Raw genomic sequence first — 17,431 nt, forward strand, 5'->3', positions numbered from 1 at the left:
TCCTGATTAATTTCTTAGATGGTGCGATCGCAAAAAGCAATTGTAGTTTTAGTTCGTCAAAATCTCCAGCAGTGATTGAATCACGCTGAGGTAAAAGTTGCCCTCACGCGGGCGAAACAGCTCAAAGGCTTGTCCGGGAGCGCCGAAGAAAGGGCGTAGTGTCCAAGCTAGTTGACAACCCACAAAAGCATATAATCCTAACCAGAAGCGCAAGATATTAGTACGAGTTTTAACTGCTGGATCTACATTTTTAATAACTCTTTTCTTTGACTTTTGGTCTGCATCTACTACCACAAAATCACTTTCAGCTTTTTCCTCAACTAGAGTACCTGAGGTGACTGGAGAAAGTTCTAGCTGTTCAGACTCAGGCCGCATGATTTGATAGAGATAGGAGATGCCGATGAATCCCGTGAGGGCGAAAATTACTACATTTAATAGAATAAAGAATTGGTAATTGCGAATTGTAATCAGAAAAAATAACGTGACAGGAGCAAAGCTAAATAAGAGTACTGCCGTAATCGAAATAGCGGTTAGTAGGAGAGCCAAGCTTTGACTAATACTTTGTTTTGAACCAAAGAAAGCATTAAAAAAGTAGAGTGTTGGCAAACAAATGATGAGTGTAATCAAATAAAGGGCAGGCAGCTTAATTGCAGAGGAAAAAACTTGCAACGGGCTAGCAAAAGCGCCAATAATTCCTCCATAGATTGCCAGAAAAATTGAACTAGAAATTAGTAAAGCCGTAATCTTGGTTTTTAGGCGAGCTTTGTGATGAATTTCATCGACAAAATTCTCGCGATCGCGAAGCAGCGTAATTAATACGGTGAAGTAGTTCATATTGTTATGCCAACCAACATCAATCCTGTAGTACGTAGCCTAATTGCTTCTAAAATCTAAAATCAACGCAGACCTAAAACTTCTAAAATTGATTGAATTACATTCAAGTAGAAGTTTCCCTGCATATCTCGAAACAGCTCGAAGGGTTCTCCTGGTGCGCCAAAGAAGGGGCGTAGTGTCCACCCTAGCTGGCTGCCCACAAAAGCATAAAGAATCAGCCAAGACTGCAAAATTTGTGTACGAGTTGCTTGCCCTGCTGAATCCTGAGGCGATAGCGCTTGGAGACTGTGATAGAGAAAGTTGATTCCTAAGAATCCAGTGATTCCAAAAATTACGACATTGAGCAGCTTAAAGAATTGATAGTTATCAATTGTCGCTAGGAAAAATAGAGTGACTGGAGCAAAGCTAAATAGCAAAATGCTAATAATTGCCGCTGAACCTAGCAAAACTACAAAGTGTTGGCCCAAAGTTAGTTTGGAGCCAAAGATGATGTTAAAAAAGTATAAAGTTGGCAGACAAATAATCAGGGTAATCAGGTAAAGTGCTGGTAGTTTTACTGCAGAAGATAGCGCTTGCAAAGGTCCAGCAAAAGCACCAATTACCGCTCCGTAAATGGCAAATAGAATCGAACTAGAAATTAGCAAAGAGGTGATTTTGCTATTAAGCCGAATTCCCTGACGCACCTCATCAATAAAATCTTTGCGATCGCGTAGCAGTGTAATCAGCACCGAAAAGTAGTTCATAAACTCACCCGAAAGGGGGTTCGCCTAACTACACAAGTGTTGTTGCCCATTACGGAAAAGCTGAGGCTGGTTGATAGAGATTACAGCACCAGCTCGGCCAAGCCCAAGTAGTAAATACCTTCGGGGGTAATTTCAAAGCGGCAAGGCAACACTTCTAGCCCTTGAGCGACCGCTTCCCGCAAAAGTTTGCCATAGGCAGGATCGCGATCGTCACCGGGGGCAAAGTGCGTACAGTCTCCCCGATTAATAAAGTAGAGCATGACGGGTCGGACTTCTGGAAGCAACGCCGCCAGTTCACGAATATGTTTCTGGCCCCGTGTCGTCACCGTGTCTGGGAAGCGCACCAAGCGATCGCCTTCGCACCAAGTTGTGCTTTTTACTTCCAAATAAATCGGGCGTTCTAACTTCTCACCCGTCAGCAGAAAATCCAACCGACTTTTTTCTTGACCGTAAGCCACTTCCAAGCGAATGTCGCTGTAGTCTCCCAGTTCTGGAATCAGTTTGTTTTCTAGTACCAGCTTGACGATGCGGTTGGGCATGGCAGTATTGACTCCTACCCAAGTTGGCCCATTTTCATACACCTCAATTAGTTCCCAAGTGTAGGGCAGCTTTCGCGTCGGGCTGTCACTGCGCGACACATACACCGAGCTACCCGGTTTAGAAATGCAGCTCATCGGCCCTGTATTGGGACAGTGAGCCGTAATCACTTCACCGTTGGTCAACTCGATGTCTGCGAAGAAGCGTTTGTAGCGCTTGAGGAGAATGCCGGGGTAAAGCGTCGGGTACTGGTAGATTAAAGCGGTCATCTGTATGAAATTCGAGTGAACTGCCACTTTGACGCTGGTTCACTTTTCGCAACTTCATCATCTTGACATAGGCTGACCAGTTTGCTGCTTTGCGCTGGAGTCGAGCTTTCATTGCTTTCGCGGCCAGAGCATACCCCCCGTCTGCACCATCAATAAAATGTACTTGCTGCCCGTTGCGTTCAAACACTAAGCAGGTCATCAGGGCGCGATCGGATAGGTGGATTCCGTGCACCAACTTGCCCGCTTTGTATTGAGCTTCTAGATAGCTATTCAGTTGTTCCCGCTGGTCGGCTGTGCCCGCAATCACCATCCGCAGCATGTCATCAAACTTGCGGTAATCTGTGGCTGCTGTGACAATCTGTTTGTAAGCACCCCAATCTACGTCACCCACCTTAGTCTCAAATTTCATGAAGGACCGGCCGAGAAAATTTTCTAGCTTTTCCTTCAGCAAGTACATCTGTTGGGGTAGCCAAGCTTGAGAGGTGGCCCGTGCTTTTGCTTCCGGTAACAAGTTGGAATGCTGAAACGAAAGCTGAAGACTTTTGGCAGCAACCGGATGTAAATCTGCATCCTCGCCAAAAATTTCTTGGATTTTTTGAATAACGGTTCGGTAGGTCAGGTATTGCTCTTTTTTAGAACCCATTGCCAGCACCAAAATGCTCAGCACTTCGCCCCGCTGGTTAGGAATATCTTGCCAGCGGCACTCCAGACCCGAAAAATCAGGTTGTAGTGGTTGAGTTGAGGGTTTTAGCTGATAAGGATTATTCGGGATATCCTGCTTCACCATCTCAGTAGCGCAAGTTAAACCCCCACCCGTAAATATTCCTTGGCTGTAGTTTTCTGAGACTTGCAACTTGGCCACTTTAATTTCAAAGCCAGCAGCCAGAACGTCGGTAACTGGAACCAGCCCCACTCTGAGATCTAAGTCAAATCTTGTTTTAGCAGCCTGTTGCGTCGCTAGTAGGGCTTGCTTCGTCTGCTCCAGCAAAGCGGGAGGGATCAAAATAGAAGCTCCGTCACCCCCAAAGACAAAGGGAATCTCGTCAGATTTAGCAACGTTGAGCACAGCCACAATTGAGCAAGCACCCAACAGATTGACATCTTTATAACGCCCTGCTTCTATGGCCTGGGTCGAACCCACAATATCTGTAATCACCACATGCCAGTCGTGGGGCAAATCCACAAAATTGTGCGGCTGGGTAATCTCGATAAACTCCTTGAGGCGCGGGAGCTTGGCATAAAATTGCTCGGTGCTCATAGGCTAACTCTGCCTTAGTTTCCGTATAGTGGCATGACTTAAGCACCCTGAAGAACTGCCTGAAACAGTTCCGCATCTCCAAAGCTTGAGTGAACTCAGTTGTTATCTTTGGGTTCGGCTGCAAGTTTGGAGATGCGATCGCTAGATCTGTAGATGAATTCAGTATGACTTTGTTTTATCAGTTCTTGTAGTGAATCTTTGGCCTAAGTTACTACGCGAAATCGCTGAGTAGTCTGTAAACCATTTACTAGAACTGTTCGCTGCAAGCATCCTTATAAGGACTGTAGTAGGGACGGCGGCGTTCCATAAGATTGATCCGGGCGGAACTGGCCGATTCGCGATTAAATAGGGGATGCACGTTCGTTATTTGTAACTATTCGTGTCTGAAACTAAAAAGCCTTCTCGTTCCCTCGCTGGAATTGCTGGGATTGTGGCTGTGGCCACGATGATCAGCAAGGTATTTGGATTGGTGCGTCAGCAAGCGATCGCCGCTGCTTTTGGGGTGGGTCCTGCCGCTGGAGCTTACAACTTTGCCTATGTGATTCCAGGGTTCTTGCTGATTTTGTTGGGTGGCATCAATGGCCCCTTCCATAGTGCGATCGTCAGTGTGCTTTCCAAGCGCAAACAAAGCGAAGTCGCTCCCATTGTCGAAACGATCACAACTTTGGTCGGTGGGCTGCTCCTACTGGTCACCATCGGCTTGATCGTGTTTGCCGATCCGCTGATGCATCTGGTGGCTCCCGGTTTATACATCAGCCCGGAGGTGGCCCAGGCGCAAGGGGTAACTCCAGAGCAATTTCAAGTATTGGCTCAAACTAGAGCGATCGCCGTCCAGCAGTTTCGGATCATGGCTCCGATGGCGTTGCTGGCTGGGTTGATCGGGATTGGCTTTGGCACCCTCAATGCCTCCGATCAATATTGGCTACCCTCCATCAGCCCTTTGTTCTCTAGTGTGACCGTGCTGATCGGGATTGGCGTCTTGGCATTCCAGCTTGGCCCTCAAATTACTACCCCCCAGTACGCCGTGCTCGGAGGAATTGTATTAGCTTGGGGAACCTTGGCGGGTGGTGTCTTGCAATGGCTAGTGCAATTACCAGCACAGGCACGAGCGGGTATGGGTGGACTAAGGCTGCGCTTCGACTTCCATCGCCCCGAAGTCAAAGAAATCATCAAAATTATGGGGCCAGCGACCTTTTCCTCAGGCATGATGCAAATCAATGTCTGGACGGATTTATTCTTTGCTTCGTTTTTGCCCCAAGCGGCAGCGGCAGTATCAGCTTTAGGTTACGCGGGGTTGTTGGTCAACACGCCTCTGGGCATTCTTTCCAACATGATTTTGGTGCCCTTGATGCCTGTGTTCTCTCGGCTCACCGATCCGGCAGACTGGCCCGAATTGAAAGGACGGATTCGGCAGGGTTTGTTGCTGACTGCGGTAGCTATGCTGCCTCTGAGTGCCATCATGATTGCGCTGGCGTTTCCCATTGTGCGGGTGGTGTATGAACGCTACGCTTTCGATAAATCCGCCTCCCACCTTACAGCTTCTCTCTTGATTGCCTATAGCGTTGGCATGTTTGTGTATTTGGCGCGGGACGTTCTGGTGCGGGTGTTCTACGCTTTAGGAGACGGAGACACTCCCTTCCGAATTAGCATCGTTAATATCTTTTTGAACGCGGTCTTGGACTTCTTGTTAATCAAACCTTTTGGCGCGTCTGGTCTAGTCTTAGCCACAGTTGGGGTTAACGTCACCTCCAGTATTGCTCTATTGGTGATTCTGCATCGCCGTCTACATGGCTTGCCTTGGCGAGAGCTGGGTTGGCCGATTTTAGGTCTGAGTTTGGGTAGCGCGATCGCGGGAGGATCTTCCTGGGCAACACTAAAGGCCTGCGAACAATTTCTGGGTACCGAAGGCATCATGACTCAACTGCTAGAACTCACGACAGCTGGTTCAGTCGGCTTAGCAGTATTTGCTCTATTTGCAACTCAGTTACGGTTGCCAGAAGTTGATTTATTTATCGATCGCATTCGCCAGCGTCTACTGAGGCGCTAAGCAACAGACCATAACTCACGACAAAGGGCACGCTAGGTGCCCTTCACTTTTTAGACCTAAAGCTGATCTTGGTACTTTTCTAGGAGGTCCATGAGCGTGACTTGGCACTGCATGGGTAGGAGATCGAGTAGAGGCACTTCACGGCGGCCACCGCCCAGCTTAACTGACATGCTGCTGAGGATTTGCTGCACTCGGTTTTCATTCACTGAACTGGAGATGAGCAAAGGATAGAGTTGCTCTGCCAAGGGAGTGCTGAGGTGAGCATCGCTTAAGTAGAGGTGCCACTTGGCAATATCCATGTAGACATTTTCGCCAATATCAGCGGCGAGGGCTTCTAAAAGCTCGGTTGTATTGGTTTTTGCCATGATAATGATTTCCTAAATGCAAAATGGGGGCTAAACCAGCTAATTTAGCCAGATTCTGCCCCCATTCTAATCAAGCGATCGCCCAGACAACTTCGCTCTATGGTTTGGTAGACTTCGCACTCGTTTTTTTGGAATCAGCAGGAGTTCCAGCAGAAAATTGAGGGTTGTAGCCAGAGTAATCTGCGATCGCAGCAATATAAATTAGATGCACTAGCAGTCCTACAGCCCACGCTCCCGTGACCCACTTAGACCAAGGCCAAGTGGCAGCTTCTAGCGTGCGCACAAACCACATGCCAGAATTGGTCGCACCAAAAACTGCTACGTGCATGGCAAAATTCATCCGATCATCCAGACGGCGATAAGCAGGATCGCGACGATCTGGTTGACGAGGCCAACGAGGCGGCATAGAAAACCCTTTAGTAAGTGATTAAGCGTCAGAGTGGCTATTGTAATCGATTAAGCGCTGGATGACTGGGACTGGGACTGAGAGGGTGGGAGTTTGACAGTGTTGTCTGTACCGCTGAGTAGTTGAGCTTTCATTGCAGCCAACTCGTCATCTACGGCGTCGCCGCCTTCTAAGGAAGCAAATTTCTTTTCTAGGTCGTCCGTTCCCAGTTCTGCGATCGCCTCAGACTGGGCTTCTAGTTGCAGCACCTTTTCTTCCATCCGCTCAAACGCAGACATGGCGCTACCCGTTCCCACGCGACCCAGCATGTCATTAATCTGCTGAGAAGCTTTAGCAGAGCGAGCCCGCGCAATATACAAGTCTTTTTTGGTTTTGGCCTCAGAAATCTTGCTTTCCAAGGTCAACATATTTTGCTTCAGCTTGGTGACAATGCCACTTTGCTGGTCTAGCTGCGATCGTAAAGCTTCGGCAGTTTCCTGATAAGACTTACGACGGGTCAAAGCCTCTCGCGCCAAGTGATCATCGCCTTTTTGCAAAGCGAGTTGCGCTCGTTGATACCACTCATTAGAGGTGGATTGCGCTTGAGCACATTGTCGTTCCGTGCGCTTTTGAGTGGCGATCGCTTGAGCAACAGCTTGTCGCATATGAATCAGGTCTTCCTGCATATCCAAGACCGTTTGCTCCAGAATCTTTTCTGGATCTTCTGCTTGCCCCACTAAGCTGTTGATGTTGGCTCGAATTACCCGCCCAATGCGGTCCAATAAGCCCATACCGATCTCCGTCCACGTTGCTACGATAGGCTTTGTGGGCCGCTAACGCATCAGCTACAAAAACGCAGTTTCAACGACCCCAGCGGAATATTAACCTCATGGTATCGCACCTTTCCGGTTCGTAAGCGAGCCGAAAGCAGGAGATTAGTGCTGTTCTACCTTAGCGGGAATCCCTTGTTTTTCGAGTTCTTCTGCTAAGGCTTCTGCTTTGCCAGCCTCATCAAAGGCTCCCAATTGAATGCGAGCACCATCTGGGAAGTTCTTCACATAGGCATCCGGAATGGCTTTTTGAGCTTCCTCCAGCGTCGCATCACCACTGTATTCAGTCACCACCTTATAGTCATAGGCACTGTTACCCGCCGGAGCTGAGCTAGCAGTATTCTCCGCTTCCGGTTCAGCCGCTCGCGATCGCGGAGATGGAGGCTCTGGAGCAACCATTACAGGGGCAGGCTCTACTCTGGGAGGCTCTGGAGCAGGTGCATATCGTTCAACGGGCGGCTCGGCAGCAGGCGGGTTGTAAACAGGTTGGTTATAAATTGCAGCGGGTGGAGGGGGAGGCGCGATCGATAGGGGGGGGGCCACAGGCTGCACCACATAGGGAGCTGCAGAGCGAGGAGCAGCCGCTTGGGTAGCTGGCGCAGTTGTAGTAGTTCTTCCAGCAGCAGACCCGGTGTTAGCGCTTGGAACTGCCTTCACCTTAGGCACAGCAACCGACTTGCCAGGGGTAGCGCTTACTTTTCCGGCTCCTGTATTGGCCTTCAGCGTGCTCAAGGTACCCAAGTTCAAATCGACAAATTCTTTCGAGGCCAGATTGGGTGAGTTAGGCAGGCCCACTGCTGCACTATTGGGCGTGACACTCGTAGAGTTAGTGGTTGTAGTGGATGACGTGGCATTAGGCGATCGCCCTATACCTATGGGACGCAGCACCGAAGGATTCATCAACACGTAACCCAAGGTGGCGCTAGACAGCAAAAGCAGCAGCATTGAGCCTAAACCTAGCGGGGTGAGTAGGCTTTGCATAAAGCCCCGCTCAACTCTGGCTTCTGCTTCTTCCTCTGCCAAGCTGCGTAAAAGTTCCTCGGACGACTCCAGGTAATCATCTGGCGGCATTTGAGTAGCAGCCATGCTGATCAAGCTGTTAGTTTCAGAACTATTAGCTTCCGCATAGGCAGCGGTTGGTGCTTCTGATTCTGAGACGCGAGGTAGCACGGCTAGTTGGGAAGCAGAGTGGCTACGAGCAGAACTAAACGATGATTCAGAGCGCGGTTCCTGACTGGGTGACCAGGCTCTAGGTTCAACAGGTGGTGCAATCGGTGCCGTAGTGGATGGGCTGGCAGTAGCAGTATCAGTACTGGTGGCAACTCCCGAATTCATCGGCTGAGGCTGAGTTCTACCCCCTACTGCGCCAACTGAAATCAAATCCAAGGTCTTCCGGGCTTGCTGGCGACCTAGCCCACGAGGCGGTGGCACAGAGCGACCTGTTCGCTGACGCCGATAGCGAACCAATTCCTCTTCTAGGTGCACATCCAAACTGCCCAAGGCCGTTTGCAACACCGAATGTAAGGATTGGTTTGGCTGGGATTGATTTGGGGATTCAATCGAGGGGCGTTGATTCATTACAGGATTCCTACCATCTTGACTAACCACAAACTTTCCAAGTGGGTGTCCCTCAACCTACGCCATCCAGGACAGCCATAAACTTTCGCAATCCGCCCTAAATTGTTTTGGTCAAAGCCTAGCTTTAATCCTCACTCAGACGCAAGCGGGTCTAGATCAACCCTAAACTAAATAGACGTGGGTGAGGGATGAGGGCGAATCAGTAGATGCATCGTATAGTACTGCTGTTGATTCTGATCCTAAAGTAGAGAACCTTTAGAAAAGGGTATACGATTTTTTACCGAGATCGGCAGCATGGCTTTTGAATCCCTTCATCATGTTTTAGGCAGCTTCGAAAATCAAGGGGGATGGCAAGAGCGACAGCAGTTCAAGCGCTTGTTGGCCTATTGGCCAGAAGTAGTGGGACTAGCGGTTGCCAGCCAGACAAAACCAGTTGCAATTCAGCGAGGCGTGCTAAAGGTAGCCACTTCTAGCCCTGCCTGGGCTCAAAACTTGATTTTTGAGCGACAACGGATTCTAGAAAAGCTCAACACTCGGCTAACCATCGAACTCACTGATATTCGTTTTTCTACCGCTCAGTGGCACAGCAGCCAGAGAGAAAATTCTGCTGTCACTTCTGGGCCAGAAGCCAACCCTTGGCAAGACCATCCTAGCCATGTAGCTAACTTCCAGGCACCCAATCAATCACCTCCCGTTCAGGCAGCAGCGCCAAAAGACCCTCAAACCGCGTTTCAAGCTTGGTCAGCGTTAGTGCAACAGCGATCGCAGCATTTACCCTCTTGTCCCCGTTGCCACTGCGCGACTCCACCGGGAGAGCTGCAGCGCTGGAGTGTTTGCGCCCTTTGTGTTGCGCAACAATGGCGAGGGTAATTCGTCACGGTTATAGCTTGTGTAGATTGGGAATTCAGCTCTGCATCTGGGTATGACTAAGCAGGGGGCAACCAACTCACTGCTATCTTTGGCGTTCTCACCCAGACGAGTTACTAAGGCTTTAAGTCCTATGATGCGGCGTTGCACCTGTCAAATGGCTGAATTTACAGACTCAAATAGCAATTCAAGTTCCTTGACTTTGCTCGAGCCCTAAACTGATTTAAATGTAATTGCCTATATTTTCTCTTGATCCCCAACTATTTTTGAGAGAAATCAGCTCGATTGAGTCAGAACCAAAAGTACTGTAAATGTATCTGGTTTTTAACAGGATTATAAAGACAATCTAAAAGACCTTTTTTATCATGAATCGCTGAAAACCAGGTACAAAAGCGATCGCAGGTTCCCGAATCAACACTCTCAAAAAAACTTTAGCTTAAAAATTAAAGACAACAGGTTACCTCCTAAAAAATCCTTCTATGAGAACCATAAACCTCGAAACTTCAGCATGTCGCCACTGTCGGTATTACACTCCCGAAGGACGACGCGGCGGCTCTTGTCAGCAGCTAAATGTACCTGTTCGAGGCAGTTGGAAAGCTTGTTCCCTGGCGATCCCCCCGTTTGCGCCCTCTTGGGAGAAGTCTGAAGAGATTATGAATTGGTCAGAGAGTACATTAATCCTAGGAGATGTGATCTCATTGGATTGTTCTCCAATTAATTTCTCAGAAAGAAAAGATGATTTGGCAGTGCGATCGCTGGCCAAATAATCCCCTCTCTTCTCTAAATCGGCTCTGTAAAAATACTGAAGTAATTTCGTTTTTAGATTTGAGATTGAAGCTAAACGCATTCTCATTTCGCTGAGTTGAGATTGAAGTTTTGGTGAAATGGCTACAATTACAGACAAAAATTTGAAACCGCACCTCTAAAACAAGAGTGCGGTTTTTTAAGTGGTTGAGTTTTAGAAGTTAGGCTACGGTTCGTCTCAAGGCAACCAAGGGTACTGGCGGAAGTTAGGTTGACGCTTTTCTAAGAACGCCTCTTTACCTTCTGCTCCTTCTTCCGTCATGTAGTAGAGCAAGGTGGCATTCCCGGCTAATTCTTGCAAGCCCGCTTGGCCGTCACAGTCGGCATTAAAGGCAGCTTTGAGGCAACGAATCGCGATCGGACTTTTTTCCAGAATTTCCTGTGCCCATTGGATGCCCTCTGCTTCCAACTGCTCCACAGGCACCACGCAGTTGACTAACCCCATTTCTAATGCCTGGGTCGCATTGTATTGACGGCAGAGGTACCAAATCTCGCGTGCTTTTTTTTGTCCCACCAGACGAGCTAGGTAGCTAGCGCCAAATCCGCCGTCAAAGCTGCCGACCTTGGGGCCAGTTTGGCCAAAAACAGCATTGTCTGCGGCGATGGTTAAATCACAGAGAATGTGGAGAACATGTCCGCCTCCGATCGCGTAACCCGCCACTAAAGCAATGACTACTTTGGGCATGGAGCGAATCAGACGTTGCAAGTCGAGGACGTTGAGCCGCGGCGTCCCTTCATCATCTACATAACCGCCTTGTCCCCGCACACTTTGGTCGCCTCCAGCACAGAAGGCATATTTGCCATCCGTATGCGGCCCCGCCCCGGTGAAAAGAACGACCCCAATACGGCTATCTTCACGGGCATTGGCAAAGGCATCATAAAGCTCAAACACCGTTTTGGGGCGAAAGGCGTTGCGCTTGTGGGGGCGGTTGATGGTGATTTTGGCGATGCCATCCGCTTTGTGATACAGGATGTCTTCGTAGGTTTTGGCAACTTGCCATTCAACTTGCATAGTCTGTGCGTGAGTGTAAACAATTAGGCCATCTCTTACCCGGAAGAAATGGCCTAGGCTCAGTGGTGCCATTTTAGAGCAATTCCACGAACGGACTCTGACAAGTCAGGTCTGCGAAGATGCCGATAGGCTAGTGGAAAATTGCTTGGCAATATCAACTAGGAGCGGCAGTTGATATTGTTCTGGAACCAGCAAATCTTTAATAGTGTTTAAGGCTTCTAGGTCGTCAGGTTCCAACGAATAGCCATTTGCTAAAACCGCCACCTCAGAAGTAGACAGTGACAAACGGCTGGCGATCGCCTGCAAATACATACTCTCCCGCAAGTCTACTTCACCATCCGCTGCGGCCATCTTGTAGCCCAAGCCGATTAGCAACACTTTTTCAGACTTGGAAAGTAGCATCGTGAGCTTGAGTAGCTCATTTGGAATGATATAAATCTGATGCCGCTGCACGCCAGCGATCAGTTGTTGTGTCAGCTCATGGGTTTGGTCATCCAACGTCAGAAACGAGCTGAGCGTCTGCTGCAACTCTTGCTTCTCGGCATCCGCGATCGCCCGATCCACTAGCATGACGCCTAGCAACACTGTGACCAGAGCCGCCAGAAACACTAGCAAGGGATTTAATTCGTCCTGTTGCAACTCTTGGCCCGTGATGCGGCAGAGAAGCTCTAGAGTTTCAGCGCTGATTTGTGATTGATCCATGCCTGAGAACCGTTGTTCGCCTTCAAGAGTAAACCTGGGGTGCTCAGTTTTGTCAATCAGCGGCAAATTTTGCTAAGTTAGCCCGCCGCCAAGCACTGTCTACCTTGCGATCGGTCCGCACCTCCAGCACTCGGATGCCGTTTTGAGGGAGGGGGTTCAAACGCTCTATTAGCTGGGGCCAGGTTTGAATCAGTTCATACTCCACTCCATAGGCTTGGCAGAGTGGCACGAAATCAACCGTTTGCGGTGTTGCGAAGAATTCTTCAAACACCTGCTCAAATTGGGCGATCGGCAGCATCTCGAAAATGCCACCGCCATTATTGTTGATCACAATAATGGTCAAATGCCCTACCAGCTTGTTTCTGAGCAAAAAACCATTGGTGTCGTGGAGCAGTGCTAAGTCTCCCGTCAACAGGACGCTACTTTGATTGCCGTGCGCCATACCCAGAGCTGTAGACAATGTGCCATCAATCCCATTCGCTCCCCGATTAAAGTGAGGTTTGATTGCCGTATTGCCTGGTTTCCAGAAAAACTCCACATCCCGGACAGGCATGCTGTTGGCGATAAATAGAGGCGTGCCGGGAGGCAAATGCTGGGACAGCAGCCAAGCAACTTTGCCCTCAAACCACGCTTCTGTATCTGACATCGTTTGGTCTAGCTTTTGCCGCACCTTCCCTTCAGCACTACACCAGTCCTTGAGGTAACTACTTACTGACTTGGACGTAGGCGGCAACAGCGGAGCCAACTGCTCGATCGCCAGTCGTAAATGAGTGGTGTGACCATGCAGCGGATCTAAATTGCGATCGCCCAGATCAACAATCCACTGCTGCGGCTGCACCCTCTCCAGCCAGAGCCGTAGTTCCTTACTAGTCGGCATTTCCCCAATCCGAATCACCATTTCCGGGACCAATTGCTCTGCTAACTGCCGATTTCGCAGCAGCAAATCATAGGTAGAAATCAGATCAGGGTTGAGGTCTGCATAATTTCTCAGTGGTGACAACCCTTCCGCCAGCACAGGCCAACCCAACGCCGCCGACAGTTGCGCCACCGCTGTACAGTACTGCAACGGCGATCGTGGTTGAGCAGGCCCCGCAATAATCACCCCCCGCTCACAAGCTTGCCAAGTCGCTAGCGGTAACTGAATATTTCCCACCCCAACCGCGTCAACCTCCGTCATAGGCTGCACTGCTGCAAAAAACTGAGCCAAGTCAAACTGCAATCGCCACTCCTCCACCCCCGGATCAGGAATCGGAGCCAACGGGTCACGAAACGGCAAATTGAGATGCACCGGACCCGCTACAGGCCACAGCGATCGCTCCCAAGCGTAAACCATCGTTTGGCGCAGATACTTAAGCAACCCCATCTCTAAAGCAGGTGTCGCCAACTCCGCATACCAATTGGGAAAATCCCCAAACAACTTTTGCTGATCGATTGCCTGCCCCGCATTGCAGTCGCGCAACTCTGGAGGCCGATCCGCGGTTAACACCAACAACGGCACCCGACTTTGCCGCGCCTCAATTACCGCTGGATAAAAATTCGCCCCCGCCGTCCCCGACGTACATACCAACACCACAGGTAGCCCCGACTGTCGCGCCAAGCCCAAAGCAAAAAACGCTGCCGATCGCTCATCCAGCACCGGAATCGCCTCAACTTCAGGGTGCTGAGCAAACGCGATCGCCAACGGTGTAGACCGAGATCCCGGACAAACCACCGCCGTTCTTAACCCTAAACGAACCAAAGTTTCCGCCAGGATAGAAGCCCAAACAGAATTTGTATTGCGGAAATCAATGGACATGACAGAGAGGGGTGAAGAGTGAGGAGTGAGGGGTTGGTAAAGGAGGAAGGGGAGTTAGAAGGAGGAAGGGAGAGGGGTCAGAAGCTAGAGGGTGAGGGAAGAGGAGCAAGGGGTGAGAAGCCAAAAGCTAACAGCCATATAGCATCTACTCACCCAAACTAAAACTCGAAACACCCACACCCAACCTCGTCTGGAGGGGGGTCTGGGGGACGCAGCCGTCCCTCAGCGGGGGTTTGGGGGCGAGTGCCCCCAAGCTCGGTTCTAGCCAGAGAACTACTAAACCAATGCTTGCAACAACGCCTGCAACTTCAGCTTAATCTCCGTCAGCTCCTTCTCCGGATCAGACCCCGCGACAATCCCTGCCCCCGCATAAAGCCTTGCAGAGCAACCATTCACCAATGCCGAGCGGATTCCTACTATAAACTCCCCATTCCCCTTGTGATCTAGCCAACCCAAAGGAGCCGCATAGAGCGATCGCTCAAACGCTTCATAGCTGCGGATTCGCTGGCAAGCAATATCCCTAGGAGCCCCCGCCACCGCTGGAGTTGGATGCAGTTCAGCCAAAATTTGGAGCAGCGACACATCTGCTGGCACCGTGGCTCGAATCGGAGTGCGTAAATGCTGAATATTCGATAGCTGTAACAAATGAGGAGAAAGCGATCGCCTTGGCATTAAGCCCAAACGAGAGAGAGATTGGGTCAAAAAGTCAATCACCACTTGGTGTTCCCGGATCTCCTTTTCACTATTGAGCAATCCTCGCGCTAAATTGGCATCTTCCAAGGCAGTTTTACCCCTGGGAAAAGAACCTGCCAAGGCATCGGTCAACAGCTCTTGATCTTGAATACTCAGTAAACGCTCAGGACTAGCACCAATAAAGTTTTGTCCCTTGCCATTACTTAAACAAAACACATAACAATCTGGATAAAAGCGTCGCAGATTGCTCAAAGAGTGAATTACATGAAACAGAGTCGGTGAAATAACATCAATTGCGTGAGCCAAAACTATTTTATTAAACTGTTTTGACTCAATTGCTTCTAGAGCAGATAAGACAGCTAGCTTGAAATATTTTGTATCTGTAATGTCTCGTTGATCAAAGATTCCTCGACCTTGAAAGTTGACCTCAGGGACTCGATATTTAATCGCAGTAATTTTTTGGAAGTCCCCCCACGCTCGATCGAGCAAGGATTCCAAGTTGGCACTAGCATCAATAGCAAAATTGGCTACTAACACATAGCGGTTAGCCTGGCAGGCAACTTGCCAGCGAGGTAAAAAAAGAGTTGAGTTAGGAAAGTAAGCCTCTTTAGTTGGAGTTTCCTCAAAAAAGGTAAAGCCACCGAAGAAATGTGGCCCCGAGAGCGGCAAACTCAAGTCACCTGTTTTAATAGTGTTAATTAAACAGGATTCAATGAAATCTTGAGCTTGAGCAAATCGTTGAGAGCCTTCTACCTTGAGACTAGAAACCGCACCGATCGCGGCGATCGCTCGACGGCTAGACTCTCCAATTCGTTCGTCTTGCCCTCGTTTCTCAAAGTAAAAACTAAGTTGGCTTGGCTTGCTTAAGCAATGCAGTACAGCTAGCGGATCTATTGGGTCAATTTCTAAAGAAATACTTGCGATTTGGGTGCATTCTTTCTCAATTGAAACTTGTTGACAAGCTAAAAGAAATTGATAGAGATCCTTACGATCTTGAAATAGATTAGTCCGGTATGGTGTGACTGGCATGAAAGCGAAGATAGCAATTTTTTTGAAATTGAGTTTATAAATCGTGATCAGCAAGCGTGGTATGCCCGAGGTTGTAACCTCTTCTTTCTATCTAAGCACCGCAGCGCTCGGCAGACCAATTCCGCCTCCATACCCCCGCCCTCTCTCAAGTTCTCATTAATCAGGGCGTGAGTTCTAGGGTCAGCCAGAAAAGTTTACAGGTGAGACTAATTCATCCTTCTAGGGTAGCTAAATTGCCCAAAGAACTGACTCTAGGGTGAGTGGGCCAGAACGTCAGACCACTAAACTCAAAAGGCGTCTCAAAGTCTTATGAGCTCTTGGTTTGTGGATACTTACATTCTTAGTTTTCTAGTTCTTGGCTTACTTCTGCTGTTGATCACTTTAGGTTCGAGCTGGATCAACCGTTTGCCTCTCTCCTACGCCTTGATTTACCTGGCTGTCGGTATTTTGCTAGGGCCTGGAGGTATCAACTTAGTTAAGCTGCGGCCTGAGGCTGAGTTTTTAGAGCGAGCAACTGAGTTTGTCGTGCTGATCTCGCTGTATAGCTGCGGCTTGAAGATGAATCGCCCGCTCAAACTGTGGGCCTGGAGTTCTACAGCGCGGCTGATTGGCTTTCTGATGCCGATCTCCATTGGCGCGATCGCCCTGTTGGGGCACTGGTTTCTCAAACTCAACTGGGGCGAGGCCATTCTCTTGGGTGCCATCCTAGCTCCGACCGACCCCGTACTCGCCTCAGAAGTGCAACTATCTGACCGAGATGACCGTAACGAGCTACGCTTCGGTTTAACGTCTGAAGGTGGCTTAAATGACGCGCTAGCCTTTCCTTTTGTCTATTTTGGGCTCCACTGGATTGAAGACGGCAACTGGGAGAGCTGGTTCAAAAACTGGGTGGCTGTAGACTTGCTGTGGGCGATCGCAGCAGGACTGGTGATGGGAATTGTGGTTGCCAAAGCAGTGGCTTGGGTTGATCAGAAAATCCAGAACTACCGGAAGGTAGACGAACTCTTTGAAGACTTTACAGCCATCAGTACCATTCTCTTGACCTACGCCCTCACGGAAATGGTTAATGGCTACGGATTTTTGGCAGTTTTTGTTGCTGGAGTGGTAGCCCAACGCAGTTATCGCAACCCTGAAAAACCGCGTTCTCAACTGAGTTTCATTGAGCGGCTAGAGAAGCTGGCGGAAGTTGGCGTGATTTTGCTGCTAGGGTCACTGTTACGCATCGAGCCGATTCTGCGCTTTATTGACGAAGCCCTTTTAGTGGCGGGAGCGTTAATTTTTGTCGTACGCCCAATTGGCGCTTGGATCAGCACCATTGGGGAAAAATATACCAGCCTAGTGCCTAAAGGTTCGAGACGAAATTTCCGTGAACGCTTTCGTCCTACCACTCGTTGGCTATTAGGTTGGTTTGGTATCCGGGGCGTTGGTTCCTTGTATTACCTCGCTTACGCTTACGGTAAGGGCTTGGAAGGTGAAACAGGTGAAATGATCGGTTGGATTACTTACCTAACTGTCGTGATTTCTGTGATATTACATGGCATCAGCTCGACTCCGTTGATGAAATGGCACGACGAGAGTATTAGCGACATTTTGGAAGCCGAAGAAACGACTTCCCCGTCTTCGAGCCAATAAGCCTGAGGTTCCTGTAGGCTATGTTACGGGAGCCTTTTTGACTGGAGGAGA

At 49.3% G+C, this 17,431-nt stretch carries 16 protein-coding genes; 4 read left to right on the plus strand and 12 right to left on the minus strand.

From position 1 onward, the window contains the following. Positions 1-48 precede the first annotated feature (48 nt). From H6F72_RS18245 to H6F72_RS18260, 4 genes are all read right to left on the minus strand, one after another. Positions 49-834: an actin-binding WH2 domain-containing protein gene (locus H6F72_RS18245; RefSeq protein WP_190438779.1), complete on the minus strand. Its 786-nt coding sequence runs from the start codon at positions 832-834 to the stop codon at positions 49-51. A gap of 62 nt (positions 835-896) precedes the next feature. After that, positions 897-1,577 (minus strand): actin-binding WH2 domain-containing protein, encoded by a 681-nt coding sequence (locus H6F72_RS18250; protein ID WP_190438782.1) that lies wholly within the window; start codon positions 1,575-1,577, stop codon positions 897-899. An 80-nt stretch (positions 1,578-1,657) separates the two neighbouring features. Continuing rightward, on the minus strand, positions 1,658-2,383 hold the full coding sequence (sfsA, locus tag H6F72_RS18255; RefSeq protein ID WP_190438784.1) for a DNA/RNA nuclease SfsA: 726 nt from the start codon (positions 2,381-2,383) through the stop codon (positions 1,658-1,660). Next, complete coding sequence (locus H6F72_RS18260) at positions 2,286-3,641, minus strand: DUF3095 domain-containing protein (protein ID WP_190438786.1); 1,356 nt, start codon at positions 3,639-3,641, stop codon at positions 2,286-2,288. Before H6F72_RS18260 ends, sfsA begins: the two co-directional genes overlap by 98 nt. A gap of 379 nt (positions 3,642-4,020) precedes the next feature. Between H6F72_RS18260 and murJ the strand changes: the two genes are divergently transcribed. Continuing rightward, positions 4,021-5,688: a murein biosynthesis integral membrane protein MurJ gene (murJ, locus tag H6F72_RS18265; RefSeq protein ID WP_190438789.1), complete on the plus strand. Its 1,668-nt coding sequence runs from the start codon at positions 4,021-4,023 to the stop codon at positions 5,686-5,688. Positions 5,689-5,744: 56 nt separating this feature from the next. On the opposite strand, the gene H6F72_RS18270 is transcribed toward murJ, so the two are convergent. The 4 genes from H6F72_RS18270 to H6F72_RS18285 all read right to left on the minus strand — a co-directional run bounded on the left by H6F72_RS18270 (position 5,745) and on the right by H6F72_RS18285 (position 8,846). Next, a complete protein-coding gene (locus H6F72_RS18270) occupies positions 5,745-6,053 on the minus strand; it encodes a DUF3181 family protein (protein ID WP_190438792.1) in 309 nt (102 codons plus the stop codon). A gap of 97 nt (positions 6,054-6,150) precedes the next feature. Next, the gene (locus H6F72_RS18275) at positions 6,151-6,459 is read right to left on the minus strand and encodes a 2TM domain-containing protein (RefSeq protein WP_190438798.1); all 309 of its coding nucleotides are present in this window, start codon (positions 6,457-6,459) and stop codon (positions 6,151-6,153) included. A 50-nt stretch (positions 6,460-6,509) separates the two neighbouring features. Further along, the gene (locus H6F72_RS18280) at positions 6,510-7,229 is read right to left on the minus strand and encodes a PspA/IM30 family protein (protein ID WP_190438802.1); all 720 of its coding nucleotides are present in this window, start codon (positions 7,227-7,229) and stop codon (positions 6,510-6,512) included. Between the two features lie 144 nt (positions 7,230-7,373). Beyond that, complete coding sequence (locus H6F72_RS18285) at positions 7,374-8,846, minus strand: hypothetical protein (protein ID WP_190438805.1); 1,473 nt, start codon at positions 8,844-8,846, stop codon at positions 7,374-7,376. Positions 8,847-9,140: 294 nt separating this feature from the next. Here H6F72_RS18285 and H6F72_RS18290 point away from each other — a divergent pair, with 294 nt between their 5' ends. Further along, positions 9,141-9,716: a DUF721 domain-containing protein gene (locus tag H6F72_RS18290; protein WP_190438808.1), complete on the plus strand. Its 576-nt coding sequence runs from the start codon at positions 9,141-9,143 to the stop codon at positions 9,714-9,716. 476 nt (positions 9,717-10,192) lie between these two features. Further along, positions 10,193-10,480, plus strand: a complete 288-nt coding sequence (locus H6F72_RS18295; RefSeq protein WP_190438813.1) for a hypothetical protein — start codon at positions 10,193-10,195, stop codon at positions 10,478-10,480. 215 nt (positions 10,481-10,695) lie between these two features. On the opposite strand, the gene menB is transcribed toward H6F72_RS18295, so the two are convergent. The 4 genes from menB to H6F72_RS18315 form a co-directional block, all read right to left on the minus strand. After that, a complete protein-coding gene (gene menB / locus H6F72_RS18300; protein ID WP_190438816.1) occupies positions 10,696-11,529 on the minus strand; it encodes a 1,4-dihydroxy-2-naphthoyl-CoA synthase in 834 nt (277 codons plus the stop codon). Positions 11,530-11,634: 105 nt separating this feature from the next. Further along, positions 11,635-12,231, minus strand: a complete 597-nt coding sequence (locus H6F72_RS18305; RefSeq protein ID WP_190438819.1) for a TerB family tellurite resistance protein — start codon at positions 12,229-12,231, stop codon at positions 11,635-11,637. A 52-nt stretch (positions 12,232-12,283) separates the two neighbouring features. Continuing rightward, positions 12,284-14,026, minus strand: coding sequence for a 2-succinyl-5-enolpyruvyl-6-hydroxy-3-cyclohexene-1-carboxylic-acid synthase (gene menD, locus H6F72_RS18310; RefSeq protein WP_190438823.1), 1,743 nt, complete (start codon positions 14,024-14,026; stop codon positions 12,284-12,286). Between the two features lie 276 nt (positions 14,027-14,302). Next, complete coding sequence (locus H6F72_RS18315; protein ID WP_190438825.1) at positions 14,303-15,748, minus strand: isochorismate synthase MenF; 1,446 nt, start codon at positions 15,746-15,748, stop codon at positions 14,303-14,305. A gap of 309 nt (positions 15,749-16,057) precedes the next feature. On the opposite strand from H6F72_RS18315, the gene H6F72_RS18320 reads away from it, so the two are divergent. Beyond that, positions 16,058-17,380 (plus strand): sodium:proton antiporter, encoded by a 1,323-nt coding sequence (locus H6F72_RS18320; protein WP_190438828.1) that lies wholly within the window; start codon positions 16,058-16,060, stop codon positions 17,378-17,380. Positions 17,381-17,431 lie beyond the last annotated feature (51 nt).

The sequence above is a fragment of the Trichocoleus sp. FACHB-46 genome (assembly GCF_014695385.1).
Taxonomy (GTDB): Bacteria; Cyanobacteriota; Cyanobacteriia; order FACHB-46; family FACHB-46; genus Trichocoleus.